Raw genomic sequence first — 15,099 nt, 5'->3', positions numbered from 1 at the left:
GATCTACACGGGGGAGACGGATGTGATTGTCTGTGATGGCTTTGTCGGCAACGTGGCGCTAAAAACCAGCGAGGGAGTGGCACGTTTGATCATCGACAAGGTGAAAGCCCATCTCCACCCGCATCCTATTAAGCGTTGGATCGCGAAATGGCTATTTTCTGATCTATTAAATCAACTCCAACAGCTGAAACCCGACCAGTACAACGGCGCAAGTTTGCTAGGATTGCGCGGCATCGTTGTAAAAAGCCACGGACGCGCTGATATCGCCGCTTACGAAAACGCTATTTTTGAGGCGGTGCACGAGGTCGAACGGCAAATCCCAACTAAGATAAGTGACCGTTTAGAGGCAGTTCTTCTCGAGAGGCATTAGTAGTCTTCATGTATAGTAAGATTTTGGGCACAGGCAGCTATTTGCCTGAACAGGTTCGCACCAATGCTGACCTTGAACAAATGGTAGACACCAGTGATGAGTGGATTGTGACCCGTACGGGGATCAAGGAGCGTCGCATTGCTGCACCGACAGATACCGTTGCCTCGATGGCGTATCAGGCCGCCGTGCAGGCGATAGATATGGCTGCCATTGATAAACATGACATCGACCTGATTATTGTAGCCACCACCAGTGGTGAGCGTGCGTTTCCCGCGGCTGCCTGTGACGTGCAAGCCATGTTGGGGATTAAAGGGTGCCCCGCCTTTGATATCGCGGCGGCATGCTCTGGTTTCGTGTATGCACTCAGTGTGGCGGATCAATACGTTAAAAACGGCCTGGCCAAAAACGCGCTGGTGGTGGGCGCAGATCGCCTGTCTCACACCTGTGATCCCGATGATCGCTCCACCATCATTTTGTTCGGTGATGGTGCAGGTGCCGTCGTGCTCTCTGCCGATGAAAATGATGGTATTTTGTCCACACACTTGAAAGCTGATGGCAAATTTGGCGAGCTATTGAAACTTAAGTATCCGGAGCGTGGTCAATCGTTAGAAGCCGATGAAGCGTGGCTTTACATGGCGGGGAATGAAGTCTTCAAAGTGGCGGTAACACAACTGGCCAATATTGTGACAGAAACGCTTCAGGCCAACCAAATTGAAAAATCAGATATCGATTGGTTGGTACCACACCAAGCCAATTACCGGATTATTAAAGCGACCGCGAAGAAACTCGCGATGTCGATGGATCAAGTGGTATTGACGCTTGACCGCCATGGCAATACGTCTGCCGCATCGGTGCCAACTGCCCTTGATGAGGCGGTGCGCGATGGGCGAATCCAACGAGGCCAGACACTCTTACTTGAGGCGTTTGGCGGCGGATTCGCGTGGGGTTCAGCGTTAGTCAGATTTTAAATAAATAGGAAAACAGCTATGTCTTCAACAGCTCGTTCTTCAACCGCGATTGTCTTTCCCGGTCAAGGCTCGCAAGCCGTGGGTATGCTCGGGGAGCTCGCCGAACAATATGGCGTTGTGCAGCAGACGTTTGCAGAAGCGTCAGACGTGCTTGGCTATGACCTTTGGGCATTAGTCCAGCAAGGGCCTGACGCGGACTTAAATGAAACCCATCGCACCCAACCGGCGTTACTCACCGCGTCTGTTGCTATTTGGCGCGTATGGGAAGCTCAAGGTGGTGCGGCGCCCATGATGTTTGCTGGTCATAGTTTGGGTGAATATTCTGCCTTGGTGTGTGCGGGTGTATTGGATTTTAAAGAAGCCGTTAAGCTTGTCGAGTTGCGCGGTCAATTGATGCAAGAGGCGGTGCCTGCGGGTATTGGCGCGATGTCGGCGATTATTGGCCTCGACAATGACGCAATTGCCACAGCGTGTGAGCAAGCGGCGCAAGGCCAGGTGGTCTCACCGGTTAACTTCAACTCGCCAGGCCAAGTGGTGATTGCGGGGAATAAAGAAGCGGTTGAGCGTGCTAACGCCCTGTGTAAAGACGCGGGCGCAAAACGTGCATTGCCGCTGCCCGTGTCAGTGCCTTCTCACTGTGCGCTGATGAAGCCAGCAGCAGAAAAACTGGCGCAAGCACTGGAATCGGTCACGTTTAATGCACCACGTGTTCCTGTGGTCAACAATGCAGATGTAGCAACGCCGGTAGAGCCGGCTGCAATTAAAGAAGCCTTGGTGCGTCAATTACATAGCCCGGTACGTTGGACTGAAACGGTCGAGCATATGGCGGCTGAAGGCGTGGAGCAGCTATTGGAATTTGGCCCTGGCAAAGTATTGATTGGCTTGACCAAACGCATCAACAAGGCGTTGAGTAGCGCGGCGGTCAATGATAGCGCCAGCCTTGCCGCCGCGAAGGCATAAACCGTATTGCGAAGACACTTTGTGACTGCCGGCGTATGTCGGCAGAATCAACTAAAAGGGTAACCGAATGAAACTAGACGGAAAAGTAGCGCTGGTGACAGGCGCAAGCCGTGGGATCGGCCGAGCCACGGCAGAGCTTTTAGCGGAGCGTGGTGCCACTGTAATTGGTACGGCGACCAGCGAAAAAGGCGCCGCGGCAATCAGCGATTACCTCGGTGAAAACGGTAAAGGCCTGGCACTCAATGTGACCTCGACAGAGTCAGTCGCAGAGGTGCTTGATACGATCAAAAAAGAATTTGGCGATGTTGATATTCTGGTTAACAACGCCGGTATCACTCGTGATAACCTATTGATGCGGATGAAACACGACGAGTGGCAGGACATTATGGACACCAACTTGACGTCGATCTTCCGTTTATCAAAGGCAGTATTGCGTGCGATGATGAAAAAACGCTGTGGCCGAATCATTAATATTGGTTCTGTGGTCGGTGTGATGGGTAATGCGGGACAGGCAAATTATGCGGCGGCAAAAGCAGGCGTGATTGGCTTTACCAAATCCATGGCACGTGAAGTGGCTGCGCGTGGCATCACAGTGAATACGGTCGCCCCTGGTTTTATCGAAACCGATATGACCAAGGCGCTAAATGATGAACAGCGTGCTGCGACTCTGGCACAAGTGCCAGCAGGGCGTTTGGGTGATCCAAAAGAGATTGCTGCAACGGTGGCGTTTTTAGCCTCTGATGATGCCGCTTATATGACGGGTGAGACCTTGCACGTCAATGGCGGTATGTACATGATTTGATCGAGACCGTTGCAATCTCGAATGACACACGTCAAACTCCGATTGATTTGTCCCCAAATCGTGGTTTGACCAGCCGTGGAGGTCTTGCAACTTCCACATTAATGAATAAACTACAGCACATATCGCATCTGCGAATCTTGTAAGGACTAGTATTAATATGAGCAACATCGAAGAACGCGTAAAGAAAATCATCGTTGAGCAACTAGGTGTCGACGAAGCAGAAGTGAAAAACGAAGCTTCATTCGTAGACGACTTGGGCGCGGACTCTCTGGATACCGTTGAGCTGGTAATGGCTCTTGAAGAGGAATTCGATACAGAGATTCCAGATGAAGAAGCAGAGAAGATTACTACTGTACAGGCAGCTATCGACTACGTTGTCGGCGCTTCAGCGTAATCTCAGAATCCTACCAGGCGGTCTCCTTGACCGCCTGTGTTCTTTTTAAGCTATTCTAATTTCCAAACTAATATTCTCCGGAGAATATCATCGTGTCTAAGCGTCGTGTTGTTGTGACTGGCATGGGTATGTTGTCACCCGTGGGTAACTCAGTTGAGTCTTCATGGAAAGCTCTGCTAGCCGGGCAAAGCGGTATTTCCGCGATTGAGCATTTTGATGCCACTCACTTTGCCACCCAATTTGCCGGCATGGTTAAGGACTTCAATTGTGAAGACTACATGTCGAAAAAAGATGCACGAAAAATGGACTTGTTCATCCAATACGGCATTGCTGCCAGTGTGCAAGCCATTAAAGACTCCGGATTGCAAGTGGATGACAATAATGCACACCGTATAGGTGTCGCGATAGGTTCAGGCATTGGTGGTCTTGGTTTGATTGAACAAAACCACCGTGCGTATATGGACAAAGGTCCGCGTAAAATCAGCCCCTTCTTTGTCCCATCAACCATCGTTAATATGATTGCGGGGCACGTGTCGATTAACTACGGTATGCGTGGCCCAAATATCTCGATTTCAACCGCATGCACCACAGGCCTGCATAATATTGGTCATGCTGCCCGTATGATTGCATACGGTGACGCAGACGCCATGGTTGCCGGCGGCGCAGAGAAAGCCTCCACCGAACTTGGTATGGGCGGTTTTGCCGCCGCCAAAGCATTATCAACACGTAACGATGATCCACAGTCGGCCTCTCGCCCTTGGGACAAAGATCGTGATGGTTTTGTGCTGGGTGATGGGGCAGGCGTGATGGTGCTTGAAGAATACGAGCATGCGAAAGCACGTGGTGCGACCATTTACTGTGAATTAGCCGGTTTTGGTATGAGTGGCGATGCTTACCATATGACGTCACCCAGTGAAGACGGCTCAGGCGCGGCATTGGCGATGGAAGCGGCGATTCGTGATGCGGGTATCAACCCGGCACAAATTGGCTACGTTAACGCGCATGGTACATCGACTCCAGCGGGTGATGTGGCGGAAAGCAAGGCGATTCGTCGTGCAATGGGAGACGCAGCTGATAGCATATTGGTCTCTTCAACCAAATCGATGACGGGTCATTTGCTGGGTGCGGCAGGCTCTGTTGAATCTATTATCACTGCCATGTCGCTGATTGATCAAGCCGTCCCACCAACGATCAACCTTGATAATGTTGATGAGGGTTGCGATTTAGATTACGTGCCGCACGAAGCGCGTGACGTAAAAATGGAGTACGCGTTGTGTAACTCCTTTGGTTTTGGTGGCACCAACGGCTCTTTGATCTTCAAAAAGCTGTAATGCGCATCGGCGTTTATACAGCCTAAAAAGAGTTTGCTATAGTAACGGCCCGACGATTCGGGCCGTTTTTTTATTGTCGGTAAGATGAGTTGATTGTCGAGGTTGATAGATGTACTGGGTAAACGGACACCCTTGTCGCGAACTAGCGGTCGCTGACCGAGGGCTCCAATTTGGTGATGGCTGTTTCACCACTGGCCATGTGTATCAGGGGCTATTACTTGACCGTGATGCCCATATACTGCGTTTACAAAGCACGTGTGAGCGATTAGCCATTCGCGGGGTCGATTGGTCGGCACTCGCAATAACGCTCGATCAAGCGTGTCAGCATTCGCAGGATGAACAGGTGTTGAAAGTGATCATCACCCGAGGGCAGGGGGGCCGCGGTTACAGTCCTAAAGGCTGCTCGTCGCCAACCGTGATTGTCAGCCTGCATCCGTATCCACGCCATTATCATCACTGGCAACAGCATGGCGTGACGTTGGCGACGACGTACATACAACTTGGTGCGTCACCTTTGGCGGGGCTTAAACATCTCAATCGGTTAGAGCAGGTGTGCCTAAAGCTGGCACTGGAAGACGCGGAGGCCGATGATTTCGTAGTCGCGGACATGTTTGGCAACCTAGTTGAAACCACGGCGTCCAATCTTTTCTGGTGCCAAGATCATGTCATCTATACACCTGATTTAGCCTATGCCGGTGTGGCGGGATTAATGCGAGAAAAAGTGATGGCGGTGATTGACGGTTTCACGGACTACCAATGTAAAACGGTCGCGGTCGATGAGGCGGCGCTGTGGTGTGCCGATGAAGTGTTTATTTGCAATACCTTGATGAAGGTGGTGCCAGTGACATCCATCAATGAAACAAGCTATACAACGCATACGCTGACAAGGCGATTACAACAGAGGTTAAACGCGTGCTAAAAAAGCGATTTTTGGGGCTGATGAGCGTATTGATGGCGATAGTCTTGGCCTCAGTCGCTGGGGTACTTTGGCAAACGAAGGCGTTTATTTCCACGCCGTTATCCTTGCAGACGCCTCAGCTATTCACCGTACCTAGCGGTGCACATTACCATAAGGTCATTGCAAAATTTGAAGACAGCGGTTGGATGGCGTCAAGCATCTGGTCGAAATTTGCGCCACGGATTTATCCAGAGCTGACTCGGGTACAAGCGGGCACCTTTCAGATCCAACCTGGACAAACGTTGGCTGAGGCATTCGCGACCCTGCGTTCAGGCCAGCAATATCAAGATGAAATCACCTTTGTCGAAGGGAGTACGTTCGCTCAGTGGCGTAATCAAATCCAATCAGCCCCGCATCTCGAACAAACATTAATCGGGATGAGTGAGGCCGCCATTGCTGACGCGTTAGGGATCAGTCACGATAAATTGGAAGGCTTATTGCTACCTGAAACCTACGCTTATGACGTGGGAGATACCGATATGGCATTGCTAAAACGCGCCGCGCGTGCAATGGAATCGACCTTGAAGCAGGCTTGGCAGCAACGTATCGAGGACTTGCCGATTGAGACCCCTTATCAGCTATTAATATTGGCCTCCATCATTGAAAAAGAGACCGCGGTGGCGAGTGAACGTGAAAAGGTGGCGTCGGTATTTGTGAATCGTTTGCGACGCGGTATGCGTTTGCAAACCGATCCCACCGTGATTTATGGCATGGGTGATAAGTATGAGGGAAATATTCGTAAGCGTGACTTGCGCACACCGACCCCCTACAACACCTATGTGATTAATGGCTTGCCCCCGACGCCGATCGCAATGCCAGGTAAAGCGTCGATCTTTGCCGCGGCGCAGCCAGCAAAAACGGATTACTACTATTTTGTCGCCACGGGTAAAGGCGGCCATCAATTTTCTACCACCTTGGCCGAACATAATCGGGCCGTGCGTGATTATCTAAAAGTGTTGAAGAATCAATGAAGAACCATTTCATCGTTGTAGAAGGCCTTGAAGGCGCGGGCAAAAGTACGGCCATCAATCAGATCAAACAGGTGTTACTCGACGTCGGCATCAAAGATGTGATCACCACGCGAGAACCCGGTGGTACGCCGCTTGCCGAACAGTTGCGAACGCTTGTCAAACAAGGCCACCCGGATGAACCGCTCACGGATAAAGCCGAGCTGCTCATGCTTTATGCCGCCCGAGTACAGCTTGTCGAAAATGTGATTAAACCTGCCTTGGCAAAAGGTCAATGGGTAGTGGGTGATCGCCATGATATGTCATCACAGGCTTATCAAGGTGGGGGACGGGGTATGGACACGTCGCTGATGCAGAGCCTCAAAGAAACGGTATTAGGAGAGTTTGCTCCCTCACTGACTCTGTATATGGACATCGACCCGGAAGTAGGCCTGGCACGTGCGCGTGGACGTGGTGATCTGGACCGGATTGAGAAAATGCAACTTGATTTTTTTGAGCGCACGCGAGCGCGCTACCTGGCATTGGCAAACGACGATCCCAGTGTGGTGGTGATTGATGCGGGCCAGTCGCTAGACACAGTGACCGCTCAGATTAAGACGGCACTAAAAAACTGGCTTAAGCAGCAGACAGGCGTATGAGTGACAAGATAACATTGGCATATCCCGCGCCTTGCGTTTATCCCTGGTTTGAAGGCGTGTGGGCGCATTGGCAGCAGCTATTGATCAGTGCAAGGTTTCCGCATGCGCTCTTGTTGGCCGCGCCCCCGGGCAGCGGACGTCGCGCGTTGATCAGCCAGCTTGCCAAGGTAAGGCTGTGTAGCGACCAAACCGATAGCGCTTGTGGTCATTGCCATCATTGTCAGCTTTTCGCGGCGGGTAACCATCCTGATATTCACTGGCTCGCCCCCGAGAAACCCGGTAAGCAGATTGGTATTGATGCAGTCCGCAAGGTGCAACGACAAGCGTTGGAAACGTCGCAATTGGGCGGGGCGCGCTTTATTGTTATCGAGTGTGTCGAACGTTTAGGGGAAGCCGCGGCCAATGCGTTGCTTAAATCGCTAGAAGAGCCACCTTCAGGGTGTTATTTCGTATTGTTGACAGACTCGCTGGATAGTTTACTTGCGACCATTGTCAGTCGCTGTAGTGTGTGGAAGGCACCGCAGGCGGAGGCTGACACAGCCAAGGCGTGGATCGAGCAAGCATTGCAGCGTTCGGTACCAGACCATGCGGTGGGTTTATACCGTGGCGCGCCCTTGGCCGCCAGTGACTTTGTGGTATCGGGCGGGTTAGATCATCACCATGCTGTGGTGGAAGGGTTTTCTACCTATGTGTGTGAGAGAGCAGGCTTATTTGACACTATTGAGGTCTTGGTCGCACACTATCCCGCTTCATTGAACTGGCTCAGTCATTTTCTGCTTGATGTACTTAAATGGCGTCAAGGTGTGGGACAAACCATTGTGCATCGGCATCATCACCAACGGGTGGCGGAAGTGGCCAATGCACTGACCACTCAGCAAGCTCATTCATTATTACGCGCGCTGCATCAATTACAGCGTCAGTTACAAATTCATACAGGGCTAAATACCGAACTGGTGGTTAGCCAGTGGTTATTATCGATTGGAGAATAACGTGTTAATAGACTCTCATTGCCATCTCGACAAACTGGATTACGACTCGCTGCACCAGAATGTTGCCGATGTTTTAGATAAAGCGCAGGCAAGGGGCGTCGACTATTTTCTCTCGGTGGGAGTCACGCTAGATAGTTTTCCGGCGATGCTAGACATGATCCGACCTTATCCGCATGTTTTTGCCTCGTGTGGCGTGCATCCTTTGGATATTGAAAATGGTTTCGATTATGACCGACTGAAAGCCTTAGCCGCTGATGAGCGTGTCGTCGCGGTGGGAGAGACAGGGCTGGATTACCACTATCAGCCAGAGCTTGCCGAGCAGCAGCAAGCGATCTTCCGTCAGCATGTCCGCCTCGCGGTTGAGCTCAATAAGCCCTTGATTATCCATACGCGCGCGGCACGTGAAGACACACTTGCGATTCTGCGTGAGGAAGGCGCTGAGCGTGTCGGCGGTGTGCTACACTGCTTTACAGAAAGCTATGAAATGGCACAAGCAGCGATTGAGATGGGATTCTACATTTCAATTTCTGGAATAGTGACGTTCAATAAAGCCACAGAGCTGAAAGATGTGGTGCGTCGCATCCCGCTTGACCGCCTGCTGGTTGAAACAGACTCGCCTTACTTGGCACCTGTTCCCCATCGTGGCAAGCAAAATCAGCCGGCTTATGTGAAAGAAGTCGCTGAGTACGTCGCGATGTTAAAAGGTGAATCGGTGGAAACGGTTTGTGACATCACCAGCCGTAACTTTTTTGCGCTTTTTTCTGGTGCAAACCCGCAATAATTCAATTCGCCCGATAATCTTGTCGGGCGTTTTTCGTGCTTAGCACGCCATGCACTTCTCGCCGTAAGAAAACACCGCTTTTTGATTTCATTAGTTTTGAGATGGCGCCATCCCGCATGGTTAATTTGGCGTCATTTTTTGGTGATATTTGCGCCAAAATAACCGATTTATATCGCTAGCCTATCAAGATTGATCTCGCGCAATTTTAAATATAACTCCATGAATTTATTGATAGTTATCAACCTAAACTTATTATATTACGTGCTGTATTAATTCGTTACGTAAAATAACGTTGGGGGTGAGAGGGTTGCTATTTTTTTGCTCGTATCGTTTCCCCTAGGGAATGGATTTTTTGTCATTTTAAATCATGATCTTATGATTATTTTTGCTTTTTTTATCGCCAATTCTAATTGTGATCTATATTTACTTTTTAATCAGTAAAATCGTTACTGATGGGCAAGGTGATGATTCGCCCCTTATAGTTTGGGTGAGTTCAATAATCACAAATCGTTTGTTCTCTGGGCACCTGTTGTATCGTGCGACCTCTTGCGGGGGAATCGAAAGGTCTGTCTTCAGAAACACATTGTTAAACGTCCTTGTCAGGAGCAAGAACTATGTCAAAAAACCTCTTTGCTAACCTGCAAAAAGTCGGTAAGGCGCTGATGCTTCCAGTATCTGTGCTGCCGGTCGCAGGTATACTTTTGGGTGTTGGTGCAGCCAACTTTAGCTGGATGCCAGATATTGTTTCACACATGATGGAACAAGCTGGTGGGTCTGTATTTGGTCAAATGGCCTTGCTGTTTGCCGTCGGTGTGGCGCTAGGCTTCACCAATAACGACGGTGTATCCGGTCTGTCTGCTATTGTCGGTTACGGCATCATGGTGGCGACACTGGATGTCATGGCACCAGTAATGGGCGCTGAAGAAATCAAGACAGGTGTGCTTGGTGGTATTCTCGCCGGTGGTGTTGCGGCGTGGACGTTTAATCGCTTCTATACGATTCAACTGCCTGATTACCTGGGCTTCTTTGCCGGTAAGCGGTCGGTGCCAATCATTACCGGTTTCATTTCTATCGCGCTTGGTGTGATCCTTTCTGTTATCTGGCCACCAATCGGCAGTGGTATCGCTACCTTCTCTCACTGGGCCGCCGAACAAAACCCTGTGACCGCATTTGGTATTTATGGTGTGGTAGAGCGTGCACTTATCCCATTCGGTCTACACCACATCTGGAACGTGCCTTTCTTCTATGAAGCGGGTAGCTGTGTGAACAACGCCGGCGAGCAAGTAAACGGCATCATGACCTGTTTCTTGACCGCTAACGATGCAACGCGTGAAGCGGGCAACGGCTTTGGTCAGTTGGCAGGCGGTTATTTGTTCAAAATGTTTGGTCTACCTGCGGCGGCATTTGCCATCGCACACTCTGCCAAACCAGAAAACCGTGCCAAAATCATGGGTATCATGGCATCTGGTGCACTGACCTCATTCTTGACCGGTATCACTGAACCTATCGAGTTCTCGTTCCTGTTCATCGCGCCAGTACTGTATGGTATCCACGCTATCATGGCGGGTGCAGCGTATGTGCTGACTAACGCACTGGGCGTTGTTCACGGCCATACTTTCTCGAACGGCTTTATCGATTTCATCGTGCAAATGCCACGTGCTGAGAACGTGACAACGCTGGTGCTACTTGGCCTTGGTTATGCGGTTCTTTACTACATCGTGTTCCGTGTGGTGATTCGCGCCCTTGACCTGAAAACGCCTGGACGTGAAGACGAGACGGTCGCTGACGTATCAACCGCGACAGGCTCTGAACTTGCTGGCGACCTGGTAGCGGCATTCGGTGGTAAAGATAACATCACTGGTCTTGATGCGTGTATCACTCGCCTACGTGTCTCAGTGGCTGACACTGAAATTGTTGACCAAGACAAGCTTAAGCAGCTAGGTGCAGCGGGCGTGGTTGTGGTATCAGGTGGCGTACAAGCTATCTTTGGTACCAAGTCAGACAACCTGCGTACTGAAATGGATAACTGGATGCGCAGCCAATAATTGCATGCGCTAAACCAGCAAATATGAAAAGGGGTAGCATCTTGCTACCCCTTTTTCTTTAGTTGGTACCGAGTGAGAGAAAGAACAACATCAAAACAGGGACTAATAAACTGAGAATAAACCCGCTGACAATGGCAATCGGTACACAGCGAATACCCCCAGTGCTTTGAATGATCGGCAAGGTGAAATCCATTGCAGTGGCACCACCATATCCAATTGCGGTGAGCGGGTAGCGTCGGATTAATATTGGAATAATCATAATCGCCATTAGCTCTCGTGCGAGCTCGAGAATAAATGATGCTCCGCCGTAAACCGGTCCCAGTCCGTCGCCCATCAAGATCCCCGCCAATGAGTACCAGCCAAATCCAGAGGCCATCGCTAAACCGTGATGATAGGGAATATCTAACCACCATGCCGCCAGCAAGCCACCGGGCAAGGAGGTCGCGACAACGAGAGCGGCAATCATCAGTCCACTTTTATTGAGGATGATTTGCTTCAGCGTCATGCCACTATTACGCAACTGAATGCCAATCAGTAAGAGCAACAGTAATAAAATCCCTTCACTGGCCGTATCGACCCAAGACAGATCGTGATTGAGCAATAGCCCTACGACTAAGCCAACGGCCACCGCGGCAATCAGTTTACCGGACTCTGACATCATGGTACTGAGGGTCAGCTTATGTTGGTGTCCATGGGTCTCGGTTGGGAAGAGCTTATCGAGAACAGGCAGGGCAAGCAGATTGGCCGCGCCAATGCAAATAAAGAAAGTGACCGCGAAATACAAAATGGTGGAAATATGTTGCCCGAGGTTATCTAAGCCTGCGAGGCTTAAGCCCATCAGCACTAAAATGACCATCACTAGCCGCATCGTCAGGGTATTGACGGCGTTGAGGTAGCGCACCTGCTTAATGGGGATTAAATAGCCGATAATAAGCGGCGAGAAGATGAGTAGCATCCCTGAAAACATCTGATTGTGCTCGGTGTTAAGAAAGTAGAGCTTGAGGTTATCAACGGGTTAATAGGTGGGTCAATAAAATCAGACAAGGGTGGTGAAAGGGAAGACCACCCTGGTTTGTGTCAGATACTGCTTGCGTCCATGACTTGGTGTAGCTGGCGCGAGAACTCTTTGTCGTCGAGGCTGGATAGCTCATATAACGCTTCTGCGCCAGGCGCAGTGATTTCCACCTCATGATCCTCTATCGCGTTATCTTGATTGCGAAACATTAATAAGTGATTTGCCATTCTCGCGATATCTAAATAGGTGATATCGGGGCGTGGTTTGGTGTAAAGCTTGTTGTTGATGGCGACTTCGATAAAGTCACGGTCAAACTGCCATTGTTTGAGCACAAGACGACTGCAGTCGCCCGCCAGTGAAAAGAAGACGCGCTCGGCAATGTCAAATTTTAGATAGTGGCCCTGATTTATAAAGCGTTGGAACTCGCCTATCACGCTGTATAAGCCAATATCCGCAAGCAAACCCACTATCAGTGCTTTTTCGGGTTCCACTGAAAGCGGCTCATCACAGTAGTTCCTGACTCTTTGCGTCACCAATGCCATCGCAGCGGCAAGCTCCCGGGATTTTTGCGCACTTTTTTTCAATAGCGCGTTGCAGGCCTTGGAAAATGAGGCATCACTCTTAAGTTGATAGACGGCGGCGGCTGTGATGATCCCTAAAACGCGATCAACGCCAAGTCGAGAGACGGCGGTTTGAACATCTTTGCACTGGCCTGTCGCGCGAGGCGCGAACAAAGCAGAATTCCCGGCGTTAAGCACGGCCCCACATAAACTCGGATCTTCCAGTAAGAGATTGGCAATATCCCGCATGGTGGTATCCGATCGCTTACTGGCCCGTTGTATTGATAGAACGGCATCCGGTAAAGGGGGCAGGGAGAGACGATTGACGCGGATGCTTTCGACGGCGCGCTTATAAAACTCGGTTTCTAGGGAACGTAAGTACTTATCACGATCCGGTGAGACCCAAAAAAATGAAAGATGATCCATAAGTCCTGATAGTATTTGTCAGCAGCCTGCATAGTAATGGGGCGCAGAATAAAAGAGAACCGCCTTTCTCTCAATCGGTGAGCCTGCTGGCGTCTTTGATGATAATTTATACAACTTCCTTCATCTGTCGCTGACTTAGTCGTCGTCAATAAGCGGATACCGCAATAATTTATCAATAAACTCGGCCACCAATAAGGCAGTCGGCTGGGACAGTAGAAGCTGTTTCTGCTTCACTTCGATAGGAAGTAACTCCAACCAGCGAAGACAGACCCAGCCAATGTCATCGTACTGCGTTAACTGGAAGTGTTCGTGGCGTGTCGGATTCGAGCGATAATATTGCTGCAGCTTTTCACTCAGATAGAGGTAGTGGTCGGGAACTGTGTGACGTTGCCATTTTGGTAACGGCGTATAATGCGCCATATTGACGTCACCTTCACCCGCGTCGATCGCAGTCACCTTGACACTTTCAATCCCTTGTAACGTCAACGCAATTTCATGCGCACCATGACGGTTGAAGTCTGCAATCTCGCAAAGCGTGACGATAGGAGAAATCGCGTGCGGCCGCTGCTGACCTTCATCCTCATTTTTCATCGCGACCAAAAGACGCGGTGGTTCGCCTGCCTGCTGAAGCATTTGTAAGTAACATGACTCAGACAGCACATAGCTGTGCAATCCCCCAGGCAATAAATGACTTGCTTCTATTAACAGCGGGTGTCTCGACATGTCGGCTCCCTGACTATTCGCCTATCACTCTCAATTTAGCGCACTCGTAACGATGAGTTAAGCATAGATGTGTCGAGAACTTTATTTAACGAAGAAAAAATGTTTGTAATAAATGTGACAAAAACCACACTCAATGAAAGGACTATTTAATGATAAGTGATCAGATGCATAGTATTTGATTGTCATTTGATGCAACCTCCTCCCGTTAAAATAATCATGCACATTGACTAAATTATCAGTCATATTTATGGGCCGGCTGACGGCTGGATATGAACATCTATTCGCTGAAGGAGAGTTTTCGATGGCGAAGCAATTTGAAGCCCAATTAATGCGTTTTCTGGATAGTTATGGGGAAATGGAGCAACGCTCTATGTTTGGTGGTATTGGCTTTTTCTGTCGAGAGGCGATGTTTGCGCTGCTTACCGGAAAGCATGTTTATCTACGAGGGGGAGGCCAACTCACCGACAAGTTGATCGCTAAAGGGTGTGATAAATTTGTTCATGTGAAGAAAAGCACCTCAGCGGTGGTTAACTATTATGATGTAACCGCACTCTACTTAGGTCATGATCCTGATTTGCCTGCGATGATTGAGCAGTCGTTACAGCGTGCGATCAAAGATAAAGCGCAGAAAGTATCGGCATCCAGTCTTCGGTTGCGGGATTTACCCAACTTACGTTTAACCATTGAAAGGATGTTAAAAAAGTCGGGTGTAAAGGACGTATCAACGTTTTACAGCATGGCGCCGCAAGAAATGTTTCGTCGAGTGCAAATGACACACGGTAAAGATATCGATATCAATCTACTTTGGAAGCTCGCGGGGGCGCAGCAAGGTCGTCATTGGGAACTGATTGAAAAAGACGAACGCGAACGCCTGCTCGCGGATGTCTAGGTGAATCACTAATGTAGGTAGGTGCCAGCCCTGATTAGTCGGGCTGGCACTATTGTCAATGTTGCGTTCGTCGCTACGTTGATCGGCCTTTTGTGGGCTCACTTAGCGCCGAGAGAATAGTGAAATGTTATGTTTGGATAAATAATCGTCGGTTAAACGCTAAAATGATAATTTTTTCGTGACAGGTGAAAAAACTTATGTAGAATTCAAACCACTTAGCCGAGAGGTGAAGCGCCAAGGCGCGTTGGCAGAGTGGCTATGCAGCGGATTGCAAATCCGTGG

General features: G+C 49.8%; 15 protein-coding genes and 1 pseudogene. 13 read left to right on the top strand and 3 right to left on the bottom strand.

From position 1 onward, the window contains the following. From C7A19_RS12885 to ptsG, 12 genes and pseudogenes are all read left to right on the top strand, one after another. Positions 1-370 (top strand): annotated as a pseudogene (locus C7A19_RS12885) (phosphate acyltransferase); the annotation flags it as partial. Positions 371-378: 8 nt separating this feature from the next. Beyond that, a complete protein-coding gene (locus tag C7A19_RS12880) occupies positions 379-1,338 on the top strand; it encodes a beta-ketoacyl-ACP synthase III (RefSeq protein ID WP_069362213.1) in 960 nt (319 codons plus the stop codon). 18 nt (positions 1,339-1,356) lie between these two features. Next, positions 1,357-2,298 carry an ACP S-malonyltransferase gene (gene fabD, locus C7A19_RS12875; RefSeq protein WP_116645062.1) on the top strand — a complete coding sequence of 314 codons (942 nt, stop codon included), beginning with the start codon at positions 1,357-1,359 and terminating at the stop codon, positions 2,296-2,298. Positions 2,299-2,365: 67 nt separating this feature from the next. Next, entirely contained in the window at positions 2,366-3,100 is a 735-nt protein-coding gene (gene fabG / locus C7A19_RS12870) for a 3-oxoacyl-ACP reductase FabG (protein ID WP_116645061.1), read from the top strand. Between the two features lie 157 nt (positions 3,101-3,257). Next, on the top strand, positions 3,258-3,494 hold the full coding sequence (gene acpP, locus C7A19_RS12865; RefSeq protein ID WP_046075439.1) for an acyl carrier protein: 237 nt from the start codon (positions 3,258-3,260) through the stop codon (positions 3,492-3,494). A gap of 92 nt (positions 3,495-3,586) precedes the next feature. Beyond that, positions 3,587-4,825: a beta-ketoacyl-ACP synthase II gene (gene fabF / locus C7A19_RS12860; RefSeq protein ID WP_116645060.1), complete on the top strand. Its 1,239-nt coding sequence runs from the start codon at positions 3,587-3,589 to the stop codon at positions 4,823-4,825. Positions 4,826-4,934: 109 nt separating this feature from the next. Then, complete coding sequence (gene pabC / locus C7A19_RS12855) at positions 4,935-5,744, top strand: aminodeoxychorismate lyase (RefSeq protein WP_116645059.1); 810 nt, start codon at positions 4,935-4,937, stop codon at positions 5,742-5,744. Further along, complete coding sequence (gene mltG / locus C7A19_RS12850) at positions 5,738-6,754, top strand: endolytic transglycosylase MltG (RefSeq protein ID WP_116645058.1); 1,017 nt, start codon at positions 5,738-5,740, stop codon at positions 6,752-6,754. The genes pabC and mltG overlap by 7 nt, the downstream gene beginning before the upstream one ends. Then, positions 6,751-7,389, top strand: a complete 639-nt coding sequence (gene tmk / locus C7A19_RS12845; protein WP_077458553.1) for a dTMP kinase — start codon at positions 6,751-6,753, stop codon at positions 7,387-7,389. Before mltG ends, tmk begins: the two co-directional genes overlap by 4 nt. Then, positions 7,386-8,378: a DNA polymerase III subunit delta' gene (gene holB, locus C7A19_RS12840; RefSeq protein ID WP_116645057.1), complete on the top strand. Its 993-nt coding sequence runs from the start codon at positions 7,386-7,388 to the stop codon at positions 8,376-8,378. The genes tmk and holB overlap by 4 nt, the downstream gene beginning before the upstream one ends. 1 nt (position 8,379) lies before the next feature. Beyond that, positions 8,380-9,159, top strand: coding sequence for a YchF/TatD family DNA exonuclease (locus C7A19_RS12835; protein ID WP_069362221.1), 780 nt, complete (start codon positions 8,380-8,382; stop codon positions 9,157-9,159). Positions 9,160-9,773: 614 nt separating this feature from the next. After that, positions 9,774-11,204 (top strand): PTS glucose transporter subunit IIBC, encoded by a 1,431-nt coding sequence (gene ptsG, locus C7A19_RS12830; RefSeq protein ID WP_069362222.1) that lies wholly within the window; start codon positions 9,774-9,776, stop codon positions 11,202-11,204. 58 nt (positions 11,205-11,262) lie between these two features. On the opposite strand, the gene C7A19_RS12825 is transcribed toward ptsG, so the two are convergent. From C7A19_RS12825 to C7A19_RS12815, 3 genes are all read right to left on the bottom strand, one after another. After that, positions 11,263-12,171, bottom strand: a complete 909-nt coding sequence (locus C7A19_RS12825; RefSeq protein WP_077600619.1) for a lysine exporter LysO family protein — start codon at positions 12,169-12,171, stop codon at positions 11,263-11,265. A 110-nt stretch (positions 12,172-12,281) separates the two neighbouring features. Continuing rightward, complete coding sequence (locus tag C7A19_RS12820) at positions 12,282-13,205, bottom strand: HDOD domain-containing protein (protein WP_116645056.1); 924 nt, start codon at positions 13,203-13,205, stop codon at positions 12,282-12,284. 135 nt (positions 13,206-13,340) lie between these two features. Then, positions 13,341-13,928, bottom strand: coding sequence for an LON peptidase substrate-binding domain-containing protein (locus tag C7A19_RS12815; RefSeq protein ID WP_069362225.1), 588 nt, complete (start codon positions 13,926-13,928; stop codon positions 13,341-13,343). Between the two features lie 301 nt (positions 13,929-14,229). Here C7A19_RS12815 and C7A19_RS12810 point away from each other — a divergent pair, with 301 nt between their 5' ends. Beyond that, positions 14,230-14,817: a TfoX/Sxy family DNA transformation protein gene (locus C7A19_RS12810; RefSeq protein WP_077458642.1), complete on the top strand. Its 588-nt coding sequence runs from the start codon at positions 14,230-14,232 to the stop codon at positions 14,815-14,817. The last annotated feature ends 282 nt before the right edge of the window (positions 14,818-15,099 follow it).

Source organism: Salinivibrio sp. HTSP (assembly GCF_003390965.1).
Lineage (GTDB): Bacteria > Pseudomonadota > Gammaproteobacteria > Enterobacterales > Vibrionaceae > Salinivibrio > Salinivibrio kushneri.
The sequence above is the reverse complement of the archived record's forward strand: the minus strand, read 5'-3'. Positions and strand labels throughout refer to the sequence as shown.

Excerpts from the sequence above, each read along its gene's own strand:
- C7A19_RS12880 (WP_069362213.1), top strand. The coding sequence starts at position 379 with ATGTATAGTAAGATTTTGGGCACAGGCAGCTATTTGCCTGAACAGGTT.
- fabD (WP_116645062.1), top strand. The coding sequence starts at position 1,357 with ATGTCTTCAACAGCTCGTTCTTCAACCGCGATTGTCTTTCCCGGTCAA.
- fabG (WP_116645061.1), top strand. The coding sequence starts at position 2,366 with ATGAAACTAGACGGAAAAGTAGCGCTGGTGACAGGCGCAAGCCGTGGG.
- acpP (WP_046075439.1), top strand. The coding sequence starts at position 3,258 with ATGAGCAACATCGAAGAACGCGTAAAGAAAATCATCGTTGAGCAACTA.
- pabC (WP_116645059.1), top strand. The coding sequence starts at position 4,935 with ATGTACTGGGTAAACGGACACCCTTGTCGCGAACTAGCGGTCGCTGAC.
- tmk (WP_077458553.1), top strand. The coding sequence starts at position 6,751 with ATGAAGAACCATTTCATCGTTGTAGAAGGCCTTGAAGGCGCGGGCAAA.
- holB (WP_116645057.1), top strand. The coding sequence starts at position 7,386 with ATGAGTGACAAGATAACATTGGCATATCCCGCGCCTTGCGTTTATCCC.
- ptsG (WP_069362222.1), top strand. The coding sequence starts at position 9,774 with ATGTCAAAAAACCTCTTTGCTAACCTGCAAAAAGTCGGTAAGGCGCTG.
- C7A19_RS12825 (WP_077600619.1), bottom strand. The coding sequence starts at position 12,171 with ATGTTTTCAGGGATGCTACTCATCTTCTCGCCGCTTATTATCGGCTAT.
- C7A19_RS12820 (WP_116645056.1), bottom strand. The coding sequence starts at position 13,205 with ATGGATCATCTTTCATTTTTTTGGGTCTCACCGGATCGTGATAAGTAC.
- C7A19_RS12815 (WP_069362225.1), bottom strand. The coding sequence starts at position 13,928 with ATGTCGAGACACCCGCTGTTAATAGAAGCAAGTCATTTATTGCCTGGG.
- C7A19_RS12810 (WP_077458642.1), top strand. The coding sequence starts at position 14,230 with ATGGCGAAGCAATTTGAAGCCCAATTAATGCGTTTTCTGGATAGTTAT.